General features: G+C 65.4%; 9 protein-coding genes and 1 pseudogene. 4 read left to right on the top strand and 6 right to left on the bottom strand.

Annotation, left to right across the window (positions count from 1 at the left end):
* Positions 1-14 precede the first annotated feature (14 nt).
* Positions 15-602, bottom strand: coding sequence for a YfiR family protein (locus OV287_RS37790; RefSeq protein ID WP_267538894.1), 588 nt, complete (start codon positions 600-602; stop codon positions 15-17).
* A 2-nt stretch (positions 603-604) separates the two neighbouring features.
* The gene (locus OV287_RS37785; RefSeq protein WP_267538893.1) at positions 605-2,860 is read right to left on the bottom strand and encodes a CHASE domain-containing sensor histidine kinase; all 2,256 of its coding nucleotides are present in this window, start codon (positions 2,858-2,860) and stop codon (positions 605-607) included.
* A 558-nt stretch (positions 2,861-3,418) separates the two neighbouring features.
* Between OV287_RS37785 and OV287_RS37780 the strand changes: the two genes are divergently transcribed.
* Both OV287_RS37780 and OV287_RS37775 read left to right on the top strand, forming a co-directional pair.
* Entirely contained in the window at positions 3,419-4,855 is a 1,437-nt protein-coding gene (locus tag OV287_RS37780) for a M16 family metallopeptidase (protein ID WP_267538892.1), read from the top strand.
* Positions 4,856-5,421: 566 nt separating this feature from the next.
* Positions 5,422-5,919 (top strand): GNAT family N-acetyltransferase, encoded by a 498-nt coding sequence (locus OV287_RS37775; RefSeq protein ID WP_267538891.1) that lies wholly within the window; start codon positions 5,422-5,424, stop codon positions 5,917-5,919.
* Here OV287_RS37775 and OV287_RS37770 read toward each other — a convergent pair.
* Positions 5,916-12,122, bottom strand: a complete 6,207-nt coding sequence (locus OV287_RS37770; protein ID WP_267538890.1) for an NHL domain-containing protein — start codon at positions 12,120-12,122, stop codon at positions 5,916-5,918. The genes OV287_RS37775 and OV287_RS37770 overlap by 4 nt on opposite strands.
* A 241-nt stretch (positions 12,123-12,363) precedes the next feature.
* Positions 12,364-12,465, bottom strand: a pseudogene (locus tag OV287_RS56540) (M1 family aminopeptidase); the annotation flags it as partial.
* 376 nt (positions 12,466-12,841) lie between these two features.
* Between OV287_RS56540 and OV287_RS37765 the strand changes: the two are divergent.
* Entirely contained in the window at positions 12,842-13,762 is a 921-nt protein-coding gene (locus tag OV287_RS37765; protein ID WP_267538889.1) for a type VI immunity family protein, read from the top strand.
* 332 nt (positions 13,763-14,094) lie between these two features.
* Here the strand turns inward: OV287_RS37765 and OV287_RS37760 are convergent, their stop codons facing one another.
* Positions 14,095-14,436 (bottom strand): hypothetical protein, encoded by a 342-nt coding sequence (locus OV287_RS37760; RefSeq protein WP_308809768.1) that lies wholly within the window; start codon positions 14,434-14,436, stop codon positions 14,095-14,097.
* A gap of 568 nt (positions 14,437-15,004) precedes the next feature.
* Between OV287_RS37760 and OV287_RS37755 the strand changes: the two genes are divergently transcribed.
* Positions 15,005-15,169, top strand: coding sequence for a hypothetical protein (locus tag OV287_RS37755; protein WP_267538888.1), 165 nt, complete (start codon positions 15,005-15,007; stop codon positions 15,167-15,169).
* A gap of 273 nt (positions 15,170-15,442) precedes the next feature.
* Here the strand turns inward: OV287_RS37755 and OV287_RS37750 are convergent, their stop codons facing one another.
* Positions 15,443-17,197, bottom strand: coding sequence for a M1 family metallopeptidase (locus OV287_RS37750; RefSeq protein ID WP_267538887.1), 1,755 nt, complete (start codon positions 17,195-17,197; stop codon positions 15,443-15,445).

The following is a 17,197-nucleotide window of genomic DNA, read 5'->3' as shown; positions in this document are numbered from 1 at the left end:
GAGGACGGCGCCGTTCAATCCCGCACCTCGGACAGCTGCAGGAGCTCGGGGGCGAGATCCGCCCCCGCCTCGGCCACCGCGGAGCGATCGATGATGATGGAGACCCGCGCCCCGCGGCGCACGAGCGCGATTCCTACCCCCAGGCCAACCTCCGCTTCGTTCTCGGAGAAGGCGAGCACCGAGTTGCGTCGCGAGGCCTCGGCGATCGCTTGGAGGGCTTCCTTGCCCAGCCCCGGACACACGTAGATCGCGGAGGCACCGGCGGCCGAGAGCCGTGCCTCGAGCGTTCCGGGACCAGCGTAATCCACCGCCACCGCCTTCACCTGGAGCCCCGAGACGGTGGACTCTTGGGCGACCCTGCCCAGGGCCGCGACCATGGCGGCCTGTTTCTGCGCACCATCCGAAGACTGCCCGTTGATGACCGCGATGGTGAGGGTTCCGGACGCGCGCTCGCGCAGGTTGCGGTCGTAGGCCAGCACTCGCAGCATGACCAGCGCCTGCCGGTCGGGAGGGACCTGCTCCGACGCCTTGGCGGTCTCCGCTCCTACCGCTGTCAAGGACAGCGAGCACACCAGTACGAGGAGGACGAGGAGCGTGCGCATGGTCAGACCGGGTGCTCGCTGTTGGACTGGGAAAACGTCATGGGCCCGGCCCTTCGTTCAGGCTCCCCCGCCATGACGGGGGAGTCCGGGACCGTCCGGGGCAGCTCGACGATAAACGTCGAGCCGAGCCCGACCTCGCTCTTCACGAAGATCCTCCCGCCCAGGGCCTCGACAATCTGCCGGGTGATGAACAGGCCGAGACCCAGGCCTCCATAATGGTCCGAGGAGGCCGCGCGCTCGAACCGGTTGAAGATCCGCAACACGTCCGCTGGCGCGATGCCGATCCCCTCGTCGCGCACCATCACCCGGACGGTGTCTTTGCCGCCCACCAGGGAGAGCGAGATCGGCCGTCCGAGCCCGTACTTGAGGGCATTGGCAACGAGGTTGGTGAGGACCTGGTCGAGCCGGAATGAATCCCAGACTCCCACCAGATCTCCCTCTTCCGTGACCGAGATCGTCGCGCTTTTCGCCGCGGCCTGCTCGCCGAACCGGTCGACCACCTCTCGCCCGAGTCGCCCCAGGTCCATCTTCTCGAGATGGAACAAGAAGTGTCCCGAGGCAATGCGGGATACATCCAGCAACTCCTCCACCAGGTTCGTCAGTCGCACCAGGTGCCGCCGGACCTTTCCCAATTTGTCGCGGAAGGGCTCCAGGAGGATCTCGCCCTTGCCGAGCAGGCGACCCATGTGCGTGATCTGCAGTTGCAGCGCCGTCAATGGGGTCTTCAGCTCGTGCGCGGCGACCACCAGGAAATCGTCGCGCAGGTGCACGGCCGCGTGGGCCTCCTCCACGAGATGTCCGTTGTCGACGGCGGCCGACACCCGGCGGGCAAGGTCTTCCGCCAGCGCGCAGGTGACGGCGTCGAACTGTCGCGGCCCGGGGCCCAGGAAGAAGGACATTGCGCCGATGAGCTGCTCGCGCGCCGAGAGCGGCACAACCAGGGCTGCCCCGGAGTCTTGGGTAGAAGGCTGCGTCGAAACGAGGCTGTGGCCGTCCCACCGCAGCGGATACAAGCGTCTGGATTCGGCCATCCACCGCTGGGCTTCCGGCCCTGCCTGAGCGGAGGCCACTGGCGCCAGCGAGCCATCTGGCTGAACCAGCTCGATGATGCAGCCATCTGCCATGAAGGGAACGACCCGTTGTGCCACCGCGCCCAACCGCGCCGGGTCATCGAGCGAGGAGGCGAGCACACGGCTGGCCTCGGCGAGCATGGCTGCCCGATGCTCGGCTTGTTCCGCCATGCTCTTGCTTTGGCGAGCTGCCTGTTCGGAGCTGCGCAGCTCGGCGGTCAACCGCTCGGCCGCCACACGGCCACGAACCTGCGTGGCGATGATGCCGAAGAGGAGCACCCCCATCAGCGAGCCGCCGATCAGGATGGCGATCGACGCGACCCGTTCCACCCCGATCTCCTCGAATCCGGGACGGGTCGAGAAGTAGAAGGTCCAGGGGCGCCCGACCATGGGCAGGGTGCTCGCACGAACGAGCTGCTCCCCGGAGCTCTGCCGCCCGACGTCTGGAAGCCCGTCGTCGTCATAGAGCAGGTGGTCGGGGTCCAGTGCTGGACCCTCGTAGACCTCGTAGTCGACCACCGCGCTGACCGGTCCGAGGTTCTGCAAGAGGTCGTCCACGCGGAAGATTCCCACCACGAACCCGACCACGGGGGCGCTTTCCGGGTGCAAGACCCCGGAGGGCCCGGGCTTTCGGGAGACCTGGTACACCGGGAGGAAGATCCACACGGTGGGCAGGCCCATGTCCTCTGGCTCCCACCCGGGACCGGAGCGGGTGATGGCGAAGGGTTGACCCGTCATGGCCGCCGTGCGCATCGCTTCGCGCGCGATGGGGTCGGTGCCCAGGTCCTCCCCGAGGAGCACTCGGTTGGATTCGAGAGGCCCGACCCGGGTGACCGTGACCTTGGTCGGCGACACCGCTGCATAGGCCACGCCTTGCATGGCCGGGTAGCGGGACTTGGTACCCATCCACGTGAGGAGCTCTTCCAGTTCCTGGGCCGAGACCTCGTGGCTGGCGACGAACAGTCCACGAACCCCGTAGACGACGCCGAGGTAGTGGTCGACCCGCCGGTCGAGGGCGCGCTGTGTCTCCTCGGCGGCGGCCTCGACCCGCGTGTGGGCCTCCGCATCCACGGTCTGCTCGACACGTTGATAGGCGATCGCACTGAAGATGACCGAGGCGAGGAGGACCGCATACGCGCTCCACAATCGGCGTAGATGCTGGGCGAGCGAGCTCAGGCATGACCGCATGCATCCCCCCCTTCCGGGGCCTCTCGGCAACTCTCCTTCCTGGTAAACCTATGCATGCAGGACACGGCCCGAATCAGGAAGCACCATGGGGTCTCGACCGCGAGTGAGACGGTCCTCGGGCTCGAGCCCGCTTCTCCCTCGTTGACGGGAGCGTGAATGTTGCCCCCGTCGCATGCCAGGGGGTTGCCTCCCACCGCAACGGACTGCTCGACGGCACGGGCGACGGCAATTCCTTCAGTCGGTCGCTCGTCCAGTTCGATTCCTTCGAGGATGCGGCGCGACATGAGAAGCAGGATGGCAGTCCAGGGTTAATTGGATTGCATCAAGGGTGGTCGCGAGAAGAGTCCTTGAGCAGAGTTTGCTCAAGTGAATGAGGGGGCCTTCCAGGTGCGGTTCCGCGCCCCTCGCTAGCGTGCTGGATGCGTCGTCCATGTTTGTTGACGAAAGGGATTGCGCCCCTCTGCCAGAGCGCGCGACTGTGCAGCCCCTACGCGGGCAACCGCGTCCACGGAGGCTTCGTACGTGTCGTCTCTCTCTTTGCATCTCCCCCGATTGCTCATGGGCACGGTCCGTCTGCTCGGCCTGCTCCTGCTGCCCTGCCTCTTCATGCAGGGCTGCGCGACAGCGCCGACCACCGCCGCGAGGCCTGTTCGCTTCGCCGCTCGGGGTCTCAATCCCGTCGCCGCCGCGAAGGTCTCGACCGCGGTCTACCCAAAGGGAATGCGGCTGGTGGTGCGGGAGGACCCCAAGGCGCACGAGGTGTCGATGTACGTATCCTATCGCGTCGGGGCCACGGACGAGCCCGCCGGAAAGGCGGGACTGGCCGAGCTGGCCGCCCGCCTCACGCGGATGGCGCGACACGGCGGGGCCAGTGCCCAGACGCTGGAGGCACGGCTCGCGGCCGTGGACGCGACGACGAACAACGTGGTGACTCATGACGACACGGAGCTGTGGGTCACCCTGGCGCCGGCGCGCTTCGCCACCGTGGTGGGGCTGGAGGCCCAGCGGATGTTGGATCCCCTTGCGCACGTCACCGAGGAGGATTTCCAGCGGGTGCGCGCGCGACAGGTGGACGACCTGTGGGCGCGTTACGAGAGATCGGACAACGGACCTGCCCAGCGATGGCTCCATGAGAAGCTGCTGGAGGGCCATGCCTACGGCCGCCCCGTGGGAGGGACGCCTGAGTCGCTCGAGAAGGTCACCTTGGAAGACGTGCGCGCCTTCGTGAAGGCGAACTACACCCCGGCCCATGCGGTGCTGGTGGTGTCCAGCCCCCTGCCGCTGGCGGATACGAAGTTCGAGGTGGCCAGCGCCTTCGCCGGTCTCGCAGGCCTGGGCTCCGAGGCGCGAATTCCTCCCGCGGAGCGCATTCCGCCCCCCATGCCCGAGGACGTACCCGGGGGAGCACCTATGCAGGTCGTGCGCGGGCCCGTGAAGGTGCCGCGGCTCCACTTCGTTCTGACGCTGCCGGGCCGCTATTCGGGGATGTACGCCGAGGAGCAAGTGGCGATGGAGGCCGTACAGTCGTGGATGCGGGCGAATCTCAAACGGGACGAATATCCGCTCGGCAGGTCCTTCTCGATGCACTACCAGGAACTGGATGGGGTGACGGTGCTCGACTGCTTCGTGGACCTGATGAGAAATGTCCGCGAGGAGGAGGCGCGGAAGTTGGTCCCCAGCATGCTAGCGACGCTTGAGCGCCACGCCGATCAGATAACCCAGGGGATGAAGGATGCGGAACCCGGTTCCAGTACCAAAGCGAACCTGGCCGCCAACAAGACACTGCGCGCGAGCCTGATGCAGGATCTTCACCGGCAGTCACTCATGACCTCGCCCATGAACATCGCACGGGTACTCCGCTCCACCGGGCGGGCGGACATGCTTCGCCTCCGGGAGGAGCAGGTCAACCGGGTGCTTACCTCCGAGGAGTTGTCGCCCTACCTGCGTCTATACGTCCGCGCCGAGCGGGTGCGGACGTTGTTGATTCTTCCTTGAGGCGCGGGGTGTTGAGCCTCAAGCAGTAGTTGCGTCCGGCCACCGTTCACATCCGAGGCTTGACGGCAGTACACCTTCGGGTGAAAATGCAAATCATTCTCATGTTCTGGCGAGCGGCGCATCCAACGCGCGACCCGAAGAGCCGTGACAGTGGCGGTGCGCCCCTGCACGGAGAGCGGCGATGTTGAGCCTCGCGGCGCTCGCCTTTTCCGTGTCGGCGGTGTCGTTTCTGAGCAATGGGACGCGGGGCTCCTCACGGTGGGTGGGGGCGGGCGCTGCGCTCGCGGCGGCGGCGTCCTCCATCCAGGAACGCACTCCGCTCCGCCTCAACCGAATCGCTCTCGCAATCCCGCCGCATGGCTCCGGCTGAGCGGCAAGGGTGCGGCGAGGGCAGGTACACCTCGCCGCCCTGCTCAAGCCCCGGTCCACGCGCTCGACGAAGGACAAACATGAAGTCGCAGAGCCGACATACCGTCCGGCCTTACTGAACCCGTGCTTCACGAGCCGAACCCCTGCCGGTGTAGGTTCCGCTGCTCGTGGTGGGCTCCGCCAGATGGGAGGTTCGCATGGCCCAGCCGTTCGACATTCGTCCATTCCAGCCGGCCGACCTACCGGCCATGCAGGAGATCAGGCGGCTCGCCTTCGAGCCGGTCTTCCAATCCTTTCGTGACATCGTCGGTGAGGAGATCGGCAAGAGGGCCTTTGCCGACGCGGACGCGGAGCAGTCCCAGCTGCTCGAGACGCTGTGTGGCACGGGTTCAGTGCACCAGGTTTTCGTGGCCACGGTCGGCGATGAGGTCGTGGGCTTCGTCACGTACTCGCTCGATGAGAAGAAGCAGATCGGCGAGATCGGCCTGAACGCCATGCATCCGGAGCACGCCCGCCAGGGCATCGGCGCCGCCATGTACGAATTCGTCTTGGAGCGGATGAAGAGCGCCGGCATGAAGGTGGCCACGGTGGGCACGGGCGGGGACCCCAGCCATGCCCCGGCCCGGCGCGCCTATGAGAAGGTCGGGTTCGGCCCTGCGATACCCTCGGTGTATCTGTACAGGTTGCTGTTTTAGAAGATGGCCCACTCGATTCCGGCGGAGGCACCTGGTCGGAACCCCCATGGGCCTCCTACAGTCCATTTGGGTTCAGGGGGAAAGCGAGTCCCATAGGCTTCACTGTCATGAAGGTAGTGGAGACTGCGGCCACAGTTGACTTCGTACTTTGCGCTCAAGAATCCCCACTGAAACCCAGCCTCTGCGTAGAGGCCAATCGAGACGCCGTGCCTGCTCGGGTCTCCAGTGTCTCCCCCAGGCCGGCTACCCGCTGGATCGGCTTGGAATCCAAATCCGATACCTGGTCCGATTTTCCCAGAGAAGAAGGGCCGATTGGTCTGCGGGTCCCTACCAAAAGCCAGTGAGAAGCCGAAGCCCCAGCGGGCACTGATCTCCCACGACCAGAGCCCCAACGGATCGAACCGGGTGAGTGGCTCGTTCTCCACATAGCTGAAGGTATTCCATCCACCTTGCAGCCCAATCGGATCCTTCGCGGTCCACCTGCCCGTTACCGGGTCATAGTCTCTTGCTCCAAACCTGACGAGCCGGGTGTGGTTGTCTTGTAACCCGCCCGCGAAGCCGAAGGGCTGAAAGCCGGGGCTCGTGTCTGACGTGACGTCGCCCCACTCGTCGTAGTCCAGCCGCTGAGCAATGGCGCCGGTCGCGGTGTTGATGACCAGCCGCACACTGCCCAGGTGATCGGTGATGAGCCGGTACGTCACGCCTCCTTTGGTCATGTACTCTGGCACGTTGACCGCCGTGCCATAGTGGAAGCGGCTGACCACGTTGTTACTGGCATCCAACTCCGCCACGAGCTTGAGCAGGTCCTGGTACAGGAACTTCTGAGTGACGGTGCCATTGACCTTCTTGCCGACTCGCCGGTGCAGGCCGTCCGTCAGGTATTCGAGCTGTGTGCCATCCGGCAGCACGACCTGCTTCAGGTTGCCGAAGACGTCGTAGCGGTACTGGGTGACCTGGGTACCCTCCGTCTTCCGTAGGCGCTCGCCGTTGGCTCCGTGTTCGTAGGCTGCGGCGCCGTAGGTGAGCAGGCGGTCCTGAGCGTCATAGCTCCCAATGAGAGCGCCGTTCAGGTGGGTGCGGTTGCCGTTGGCGTCGTAGCCGTACTGACGTACGACCACGCCATTCTGGGTAACGGTGGCCAGGCGCCCCGCCAGGTCATAGCCGTACTCCTGGGTGGTGGGGGTTCCAGCAATCGTCTCGGCCCGGGTGGCGATGCGGCCCAGCTTGTCGTAGCCAAGGGTGTAACTGAACTGGGAGCTGCCGCTGACGGTCGCGGTGAAGTCGGCCAGCTCACCGAAGCCATTGTAGCCCTGGGTCGTGGCTACGTTTCCAAGCGTGGTGCCGGTGATGAAGCCAGTGGCCGCGTCGCGGCTGAGCGTGAGCGTACCCACCCGCGTGAGCAAGCTGTCTCTGTCATAAGCCAGCGCGACGTTGGTGCCGTTGACAGCCACGCCTGTGACGCGGAAGTTGTTGTCATAGGTTCGAGAGATGGTGCCGGACAGTATTCCGCTGTAGCTCTCCTGTTTGAGCAGGAAGCCATCGAAGGTGTAGCCTAGCGTCACGGTGGGAGTGGCTATCGAGCTGAGCCGGCCGGTGGTGGCGTGGTACCCGTAGGTGATCACCTCGCCGTTGGCCGAAGGCGTCATGGAGGCCATGCGCCCGTTGGACTGATAGCCCAGGGTCACCGTGACGCCGTCCGGCCGCGCCACCGAGGTGAGCTGCTGGTCCAGGTTGTACTGGTAGTTGGTGCCAGCCTGCGGCAAGCCGACGGGTGGCGGGTCATACCCGCTCTGAAGATCGACGGGCGAATAGGTGAACGTATGGGCGGGTCGCCCCGGTGGCGTGAGCGAGGTGACGTTGCCGTTGGCGTCATGGCCCAAGCGCAGCACACGGTTGTCAGGCAGGGTGGCCTGGGTGACGCGGCCTACCCCATCGCGCAGGTAGAGCACCTGCTGGTTCGCCGCATCGGTGACACTCTGAACATACCCATCGGTGCCGTAGGTGAGCGTCAGGGCGCGCGCGTCGGCACCTGGTCCCTGCGTGACGGTGGTGAGCCGGCCTCGAGCGTCATACTGGTAGTTGAGCGCGGCGACTCCCGGGCGCTGGATGAGCGTGGGCCGGCCCTGGGCATCCACTCGGTAGGTGCTTGTGCGGTTCTCCGGCGTGGTGGCGGTGTACTGCCGGGTGGCGGAGGTATAGACGGTCGAGAACTCACGGCCGTTCAGGGTGAACGTGGTGGTTTCTTGCGTGAGACTGAGCGGATCGTAGGGATCGGCCAGGCTCACCTGGCGCGTGGTGGCCGCGGAGAAGGTGAGGCCACTGGGCAGGCGCACCTGGGTCTTGCTGTCCAAGGGGGCCTGCATGCCAAAGCGCGGGTCTGGGCCCTGGGTGTTCGTGACGATGGTTCCATCGCGTCCGGTCTGAGTGAGCACTCCATCGCCGCTGATGAGCTCTGTGGTGGTGGTTCCATCCGAAGCGGTGTCGGTGCGGCGCTCATCCCCCGTGACGAGATTTTCTATCTGGTAGGTGTTGGTGCGGCCCTCGGCCGAGGTCTGAGTGACCAGCCGCCCCAGGGCCTGCGGGGTGCGGGTGAAGCTCCACGAGCCGTTCGCGGCATTGGCGTCCTGGAGCAGCATGCCGCTCGAGTCGTATTGCAGGGTGGAGCTGTGGTTGCGGGGGTTGGTGAAGCGGGTGAGCAGTCCGCTCGCCGTGTACTGCATGCGGTGCGTCTCACCGGCGGAGTTCGCAAGGGAGGCGAGCCAGCCGTTGACATCCAGCGTCAGGACCGTGCGCTGGCCGTCGGGGGCAACGATGGCGCTGGCATTGCCGGTGGTATCTCGCTCGATGCGCGTGGTGTTTCCGTTACCGTCCTGGATTTGCGTGAGCAACCCACGCGAATAGCTGAAGGTGTAGATCAACCCTCCAGTTCTGGCGTTCCGCGTCGTGAGGTGCCGCCCCGCCGCGTCGAATTGATACAGCTCCGAGCCATCTTCAGAGGGAATCAGCGATGCTGTGCCTTCAAAGCCTGGAAGCGGGGGAGAGACTTTTCGAATGTCATAGTCACTTACAATGTAGAAGAACCCCTCGGGGCTGACTGCAACTCCATTGAGGTAACCTCCCAGGCTTGTCTGGGTGGGGGGGCCTCCATCGCCATCACGGAAGAGGCCGCTTTTGCCCGCCACGGTGGTGATGATACCACTGGGACTGACTTTCCGGATGCGAGCGCCATTCGCGATGTAAAGGCTGCCATCCGTGCTCAGCGCGATTCCATATAGGGCGTTGATCGCTGCTCCAGTGGCTGGTCCTCCATCGCCCGAATGGTTGTTGGTGCCGTTGCCCGCCACGGTGGTGATGATGCCGTTGGGACTGATCTTCCGGATGCGGAAGTTGCTCGTGTCCAAGATGTAGAGGCTGCCGTCCAGGCCCAGTGCAATGTCCGTAGGCGAAGACAGGCGCGCCTGAGTGGCGAGGCCGCCATCGCCCGCAAAGCCGGCGATGCCACTGCCCGCCACGGTGGTGATGATGCCACTGGGGCTGACTTTTCGGACGACATGGTTGTCGGCATCCACGATGTAGAGGCTGCCATCCACGTCCAGGGCAATGTCCGAAGGAGCAGAGATGAACGCTTGGGTGGCGGGGCCGCCATCGCCCTGCGGACAAGAACTGCCACAGCCTGCCACAGTGGCGACGATGCCACTGGGACTGACTCTTCGGACGCGATGGTTTTCAAGATCAGCGATGTAGATGCTGCCATCCGGGCCCAGTGCGATTCTCCGAGGAGAGGCAAAGAGCGCTTGAGTCGCGGGGCCTCCATCGCCCGAAAAGCCATAGTGCTGGATTTTGCCCGCAATGGGGGTGGTAGTGCCGCCTGAGTTTAGCTTCAGCACGGAGTTGTTGACCAAAATGTAAGGCGTGCCGTCCGATCCCCATTCAATATCGTCAGGGGAGGAGCCAGCCGGCGACTCGTATAGGGTGGAGATCACCGGGGTAATCCCTTGCGCGCTCCGCCAGCTCCCATCGCCACGACGCAGGATCCGGCCGACCGGGTCGTAGGCATGATGTTCGCTCAGAGTCCAACCGGCCAGCCGGAACACGCGGGAGTCTGGCACCTCGAGTCTGGCCTGTCTGCGTTGATGGAGTGTCACCTCCGAAGTGGAGCGGTCCCCAGTAATCGGGGTGCCACCAAAGGCCGCGAAGCTGCTGGCGAACTCCGCGGGCGTCTTGTAGACGACGCCATAGACATAGCCAATGTCGATGCTGGCCAGGCGGCTGCCTTGCAGGGGGCGGCCATAGGCATCCTTGCCGTCCCACTCGAAGTCATGGTTCAGGTTCGGGCTGGCGGGGAAGTTGTAGTGGAATTGCCTGCCCTCGAGCTGAATGGTCAGGCTGATGCGCTTCAGGCTGGCGGGGACGCTCGCCCCGCTCAGCGGGATGTGGAGCTTGTTCTGGGCACGTCCTGGCACCCGAGCACTCTGGTAGTGGAGGCTGAAGGGCGTTCCGGCAAGCTTCACGCGCTCACCCAGGGTTTGATTCTGGGCTCCAATGATCGAGCCACAGATCTTGGTCTGTTTGTCCTTGTCGTCGTTCCCCCGAGGCTCTGGCGGGTTCGGTGCTTGAGCATCATCTGGTGGGGTGACAGGCCAGTTGAAGTCCCAGGGCGTAAAGTGGTTCATCGGCACGCGCCAGACCGTGTGTCCTGCTGGGTAGAGCTGCGCCAGGCGGGCCCGCTCGGCATCCGTCACCCCCAGCGCGGCGAGCTGGCTCGCGTCGTCCGCGGCTTCGTCCCCGTTCGTATCCAGCAGGGCCAGGCCATCCTGAATGCCGAGGACCTTCACCACTCGGCCGTTCTCGGAAGGAACCCAGGCGGCCTTCTCGCGGTCGTACCAGCCCGCCGGCACAAGGCCTCCCACCGGGAAGCCGAGGAAGTTGTCCACGTACACCGGCAGCGGCTGGCTGAAGCGCACCCCCCTCGCTCCGGCTTGCAGCGCCTCGTCCACGCTCAACTCCACCGCGTAGGTGTAGCCGCTGCTGGGAGGCAGCTCGCCCGGCATCATCCTGGGGCCTGCCGCGCCCACCGTGTACTCGGTGGCCCGCACGTTCAGCGTTGTCAGCGGCTGGGTGCTGCCGTCTGGCATCACCAGGGAGGCGAGGGTGCTGGGAGGAAACAGCACGGTGGCCTGCCGCGTGCCGTCCGAGTCCGTCACCGGGCTGCCTCGCGCCACTTGAACCTGCGTGCTGCTTCCGTCCAATGCAATGGCCGTCACCTGGCTGTCCAGGGCAATGAGCACCACCTCGGGCAGCCACGCATAGTCCTGCCATGGCGCATGAACCTGCCGCTGGGCGGGCAGTAACCCCGCCTTCTCATATTCGAGCGTCAGCAGCACTCCACCGTTCACCGCCAGGTCGAACATGCCGTTCTCCCGGGTGAAGGTATGGCCATACTCCGGATGGTCTTTGACAGAGACTTTGACGCCCGCCAGGGGGCTGCCATCCCGCTCCTTCACCTGTCCTCTCAGCACCGCTACGCGTTTGGGGTTGATCGTGCCGGGGGCCACTCCCACCTGAATGGCGCCCGGCCCCGTGTGCAGGAAGGCAATTGACTCCGCCAGCGGGACGACGACCGTGTCATCCAGCGGGGTGATCGTCCCCTCCAGCTCGGGCAGCACGGTCACGCGCAGCATGGATCGAGCCTCGTTGCCTGCCTTGTCCTGCACGCGGGCCACCAGCGTGGTGAGCCCCGTGGCCAGGCTCACGCTTCCTCGGACTGCGCTCTCCTCCACCGTGAGCTGAGAGCTCAGCTCCTGCCCATTGGCCAGCAGCTGGAACGTGCTGGGGACGACGCCCGAGAGCCCGTCCGCATAGGTCAGCATCAGCGTCTGGGTCGTCCCCTGAAGCGTGGCTCCCTCCGCCCAGTTGGAGAAGGACAGAGCAGGGGCCGTTCTATCCACCATGAACCCGGTCTGCGCCTGGGCCTCATTGCCGGCGGTGTCCGCCACCTGCGCCACCAGGGTGTGATTCCCCTCGGCGAGGGTTATCTCCCCCGTGGCTCCCGTGGCGGAGAGCGAGAGAGAGGCCTTCACCTCTTCCCCGTTCACACGGAGCTTCACCCGGGAGGGATCGATGCCCGAGGCATCCGTGTACTCCAGCTCCACGCGCTGGCTGGCCTGGTTGGAGATACTTCCCTGGGCCGGGCTCTTCAGCACGAGGGCCGGGGGCTCCGTGTCCTGCCCCGGCCCGGGGCCAGGGGGAGGCGGCGTAGAGGAACCTCCACATGCTGCCAGCCACAGCATTCCGACCGTGGCCCATGTCGCTGACAGGTACCGCCACGCTGACTGATTCATGAAGTGCCCCCAGCGACCTTTTTTACTCCGAGTGTGGCTGCCTTTTTACAGGAACCAAACGTTCAGCGCGGGCTTTTTGTAGACAAGCAGCTTTCTGATCGTCTTCTAGGAATATGAAGCCCTCGTTCAGCCAGAAGTGCTCGGCTGACGCGTTCGTCACCAAGTTGCCCGTCCACGAGTGCGCCAGCTCGTGCGCCACCACGCTCCTTGCGCCCGGTGAAGCCTGCGGCCTCCAGACAGATCGAGACTGTTCCAGCGGATTGAGCGACGCGGACTCCCATCCGCGCATGGAGTTCGGGAGGGGACGGCGGACTGGTTTTCAGTGAAGTGGGCGAGGATGGCACGCTCGGCCCGTTTGTCACAGGCCGGGTACGTGCTATCCCGCTCGCACCTCCTTCGTCAGAAGGCTCGATTCGGGCCGTACTGATTCTGGACCTCAAGTTTCCTTGTCCTGGAGACAGGGATCCCCAATGGACGAAGTACGGCGAAAAAAGTGCCTATAGCGGCCTCAACCAGCGTCAGATCTACCAGGAAGCGCTGGATGGAACTGCCCTGATTCTATCTCCGAAGGGAATCTTCCGATGAGCGGACGCTACCCTGTCATCCAGGTGCGTACAGAAGAGGGACACCTCAAGGTTCGCGACGGCCTCGTCCTCTGTTTCTTCATGCGGTGCAACCACACGGAGATCGCCCAGGCTGTCTGGCGCTCCTTGCAGGCATACTTGCACGCCATCCCTTCTGGGTCCCTGGGTTGGTATGTCGACCCAGATGGAGACACCCAGCCGTTGGACGACAACGGTTGGAAGCACATCCGAGAGAAGATACTGGAGCGCCCTTGGGCCATGGCCTGTCACGTCGATCTATGGCAGCTCGAGTACGAAGTGGGTGGCTATAACTTTGAATACAGTGGTTACCAGCTCGATCCGCTGTGCGTCCATGATGTGAGGGCCGCCTGCGCCATCGCCTTCTCCCTACCCACCGAGTACCTTCTGGAGCACGGGCCGGAGAAGGTACGCGCCCTTGCGCTCGAGCTGTCCCGTGAGCTCCCCTTCAGCTTCGGCTACGCCAGCTTTGCCCTCGTCTCCCCCAGCGGGCGCTGGTACCCGCACCGCATGAAGTTGCTCCCTCTGCTCGAGCGCTACCTGGGGCTGGACCTCTACCACGTTCAAATCACCAGCCGGTGCATCGGCACCGGCGCTCGCGGCGCTTATTGGCTCACCTTCCTCGGCCAGCCCCTGCTTGGCCAGCTCGGCGGACTCGAGGGGCTGCGCGGAGAGCTTCCCTTTCCCGAGGTTTCCTTCCAGCCCCTGGAGGGGGAGCGCCTGCTGCTCACCTTGGGCGAGTGGCCTGACCCCCTCGACACCCGCGACGAGCTCTACCTGCCCCCCTACAGAGTCCTGGCCCGTCTCCTCGAGCCCTACTTCCCCGAGGAGAAACTCGGCCTCACCTCGCTGCTGGACACCCGGAACATGGGCCGCTGGCTTCGTCGCCTCTGCCAGTGAGCTCAGGGGGCCGCAGTCCAACCTTCGGAGAGCGGATGGTGGGTTTCCTGAAGGTGACTCCAGGCGTCAACTACCCTGACACAGGGGGGAACCCCCTCTGGCCCGTTTCCGCTGGAAACCTGCTGGAGATTATTGATTCACACAAATCGCCCAAGCGCTGGTCAAACCATTACAATATGTATTATCGGTAGCGCCGTGCTTGCAGGTGACGCTTGTCAAGGCAATCGATGGCGCAAGACACCCTCCTGCTCCGACAACCGCCTTCCCGGTGGGGCAGGACACAGTAGAGATGCACGGGTTAGGGAAACTATAGAGATTGGGTACATTGCCAATCACCAACTGCCAGCCAGCCACTCCTCCCCCAGCCGGACCCTGGGGGCCAGTCGCCCCAACAGGCCCTTGGGGACCGACAGGCCCCACAGGACCCTGCGGCCCAGTCGCGCCCATCGCTCCGGTGTCACCCTTGGGGCCTTGTGCTCCCATCGGCCCGGTAGGACCTTGAGGTCCCGTTGCGCCAACCGGCCCCTGTGGCCCTGCCGGACCCACAGCACCCACGTCACCTTTGGGCCCTTGCGGCCCGGCAGGACCTTGTGCTCCGGCGGCACCCGCAGGACCTTGTGCTCCGGCAGGGCCCTGCGGACCGACCGCTCCGAAGGTGACGAGGTGACTATCATTCTCCGCGGCAGTGGGCCCTGCGGAGACAGACAGAAGATAATCCCCCTTCGCGCTCAGGAAGAGGTTTGGCATCCGGGCAACGATGAAGGTGTTGTCGTTTTGAAGCAGTGCCAGGGGCTGTTCGTACAACTGAACTGTGGGAGGTGCAGCTCCGAAGTTCCGGCCGTCGATGTAGATGCGCCGGCCGGCATAGTCCAACTCGACGGCAAGAATGGTGACAGGAGGTGGCAGTACCTGCGCCTCGGCATCCCTTCCCCCAGCCACTACAAGGGTCACAGCAAGCAACGTCCACACGGGCACTTTCATGCTTCCTCCTCGAGGACTGCCAAACAACGAGAGTGGGCTACCCTAACCCTAGCGCTGAGCTGTCGCTATGGATGCCTTCACTTTCCGTTCGAAGCGGATGTGGTCTAAAGCAAACACGATTGGAATACACCGCGCCGCGACCGCCTTGAGGCTCGCCACGCATGAGGCAGGGGCTTGTCGAGCGGCGGCCCGCGCCAACCTGACGGCGTGAATCCCTCCACGGCTGCGCGGGCCCAGAGCCTGTGGCGTACAGGGCCAGTCATGTCCGACCCCCTCCACATCGGGGTCGAACAGCTCCAGGCGCTCGGCCGTACTCCCGAGGCCCTCGCCACGGGGGAGGCCCTGGCCACCGAGCTGGCCAGGCAGGGCCAGCCGCTGTGTGCGCGCCCTCCGGGTGGAAGAGCACGCAGCCGACCACCTCCATGACCTCCACGGCCACCAGGTGCAGGCTGTCCTCGTCGAAGGGGAATTTCACCGAGGCGCGATCCATGCCGAGCGGTGCCCGGAGCACCTGGTAGCCCAGCTCCAGTTCCTGGGGGTAGAGGGGGTGGGAAGGTCCGAATTTGGTCCGACAAGAATCGATTTGGTCCCCCAAGGCGATCCGCGCCTCCTCATTAGGAGTGGGTTCGACTCAAGGCGGCGGGCAACTTCTAGCGGAGGCGGCGGAAATCGAAGCCGCCGCCTCCATGTGCTCCACGGCTACGCGCGGTTGAGGATGGACTCAACAGCGCCCTGGGCGATGGGGTGGTAGCGCTCGGCGTAGCGGTTGAACAGGCTGCGCGCCAGCACCTTGCCCTCGGGGGTGCTCGCCAGCGCCCCATACAGCGGCTTGAGGTACTTCATGCGCCCCACCTCGCCCAGGAAGGCCTCGGTGCGCCCCAGTGCCGGCTCCCAGCCTGCCCGCAGCGACGCCGCCAGCCACGACACCAGCACCTCCGCGTTCTGGCTCTTCGTCAGACGGAACCGCTCGTCCAACTGCCGGAACACGTCTCGTGACGTCCCGTGCGGTATCGACTGGATGTAGAGCTGCCACTCGGCCGGGGTCCAGTCCTTCACCTCTTCGACCGTGGGCACTCGGGCTTTCAGGCTCGTCATCCGCTCCAGGCGCTCCGAGCGCGGCACCGGCGAGCTGCCCGGAACGCCCGGCTTGTTCAGGTACGACTCCGCGTCCACCTTCGCCAGCGCGCCCGGCAGGTGCTTCTCCACGAAGGTGATGAACTGCTCCGTGGTGAGCGCCTGGAATCGGTGTGCCTCCAGGTAGCGCTTCAGGAAGGCGTCGAAGGCCGGCCGTCCCACCGCGTCCTCCAGCGCGCGCAGCAGCAGGAAGCCCTTCTCGTAGGGAATCTGCGAGAAGGCCTCGTCCGGGTCCACGCCCGTCAGGTGCGTGCGCAGCGCGGTGAGCTGCGGATGGTCCTTGAAGTGATGGACCGCGTCCTCCAGCGCGCGCCGGCCCAGCGCCGAGTGCAGCAGGGCCACGTCCGGCCCGTAGAGCGCCTCGAGGATGCGCCGCTCCGCGAAGACGGTGAAGCCCTCGTTCAGCCAGAAGTGCTCGGCCGACGCGTTCGTCACCAGGTTGCCCGTCCACGAGTGCGCCAGCTCGTGCGCCACCACGCTCACCAGGCTCTTGTCCCCCGCCAGCAGCGTGGGCGTCAGGAAGGTCAGCCGCGGGTTCTCCATACCCCCGTACGGGAACGAGGGCGGCATCGTCAGCAAGTCGAACCGCTCCCAGTCATACGGGCCGAAGAGCTCCTCCGCCGCGCGCAGCATGGCGTCCACGTCCTCGAACTCCTCGGCGGCCTCCTCCAGCACCTCGGGCTCGGCCCACACGCGCGAGCGCGGCCCCAGCTCCTTGGCCGCCAGCCGTCCCACCGCGAAGGCCAGCAGGTAGGGCGGAATCGGCTGGGGCATCTCGTAGCGCTCCACCGCCTCCACACCCGTCTCCTCGCGCCCGGTGAAGCCCGCCGCCATCACCGCCTTGAGCTCCTTGGGCACCGTCAGCTCCGCCCGGTAGCGGATGCGGATTCGCGGCGTGTCCTGGAGCGGTACCACCGAGCGTGCGTGGATGGCCTGGCACTGGCTGAAGAGGTACGGGTACTGGCCTCCCGCCGTCTGGGCCGGCGTCAGCCACTGCAGCGCGCTCGCCTGCGGGGACGTCCGGTAGCGGATGGTGAGCTGCTTCGTGCCTGGGCGCAGCTCCACCCTCAGGCGGCTGCCGAGGATGGGTTCGGGCGGCGACAGCAGGAAGGGCAGGGGCTTGCCCTGAGCGTCCACCACCGAGCGGATCTCCAACTCCCTCGTGTCCAGGTCCAGCGGGCCGGCGGATGCTTCCCTCATGGTGAGGGTGGCCTCCGCGTGCAGCCGGCGCGTGCGGAAGTCCACTCGCGCCTTCCAGGTGAGGGTCTCGGTCTCAGGTTGGGTGTCGTCGTTGTACGAGTGCGGATCGAGTCGGGCCAT

The sequence above is a fragment of the Archangium lansingense genome (assembly GCF_026626635.1).
GTDB classification, from domain to species: domain Bacteria; phylum Myxococcota; class Myxococcia; order Myxococcales; family Myxococcaceae; genus Archangium; species Archangium lansingense.
The sequence above is the reverse complement of the archived record's forward strand: the minus strand, read 5'-3'. Positions and strand labels throughout refer to the sequence as shown.

Excerpts from the sequence above, each read along its gene's own strand:
- OV287_RS37790 (WP_267538894.1), bottom strand. The coding sequence starts at position 602 with ATGCGCACGCTCCTCGTCCTCCTCGTACTGGTGTGCTCGCTGTCCTTG.
- OV287_RS37775 (WP_267538891.1), top strand. The coding sequence starts at position 5,422 with ATGGCCCAGCCGTTCGACATTCGTCCATTCCAGCCGGCCGACCTACCG.
- OV287_RS37780 (WP_267538892.1), top strand. The coding sequence starts at position 3,419 with ATGGGCACGGTCCGTCTGCTCGGCCTGCTCCTGCTGCCCTGCCTCTTC.
- OV287_RS37760 (WP_308809768.1), bottom strand. The coding sequence starts at position 14,436 with ATGATAGTCACCTCGTCACCTTCGGAGCGGTCGGTCCGCAGGGCCCTG.
- OV287_RS37785 (WP_267538893.1), bottom strand. The coding sequence starts at position 2,860 with ATGCGGTCATGCCTGAGCTCGCTCGCCCAGCATCTACGCCGATTGTGG.
- OV287_RS37755 (WP_267538888.1), top strand. The coding sequence starts at position 15,005 with ATGTCCGACCCCCTCCACATCGGGGTCGAACAGCTCCAGGCGCTCGGC.
- OV287_RS37750 (WP_267538887.1), bottom strand. The coding sequence starts at position 17,197 with ATGGCCCGACTCGATCCGCACTCGTACAACGACGACACCCAACCTGAG.
- OV287_RS37765 (WP_267538889.1), top strand. The coding sequence starts at position 12,842 with ATGAGCGGACGCTACCCTGTCATCCAGGTGCGTACAGAAGAGGGACAC.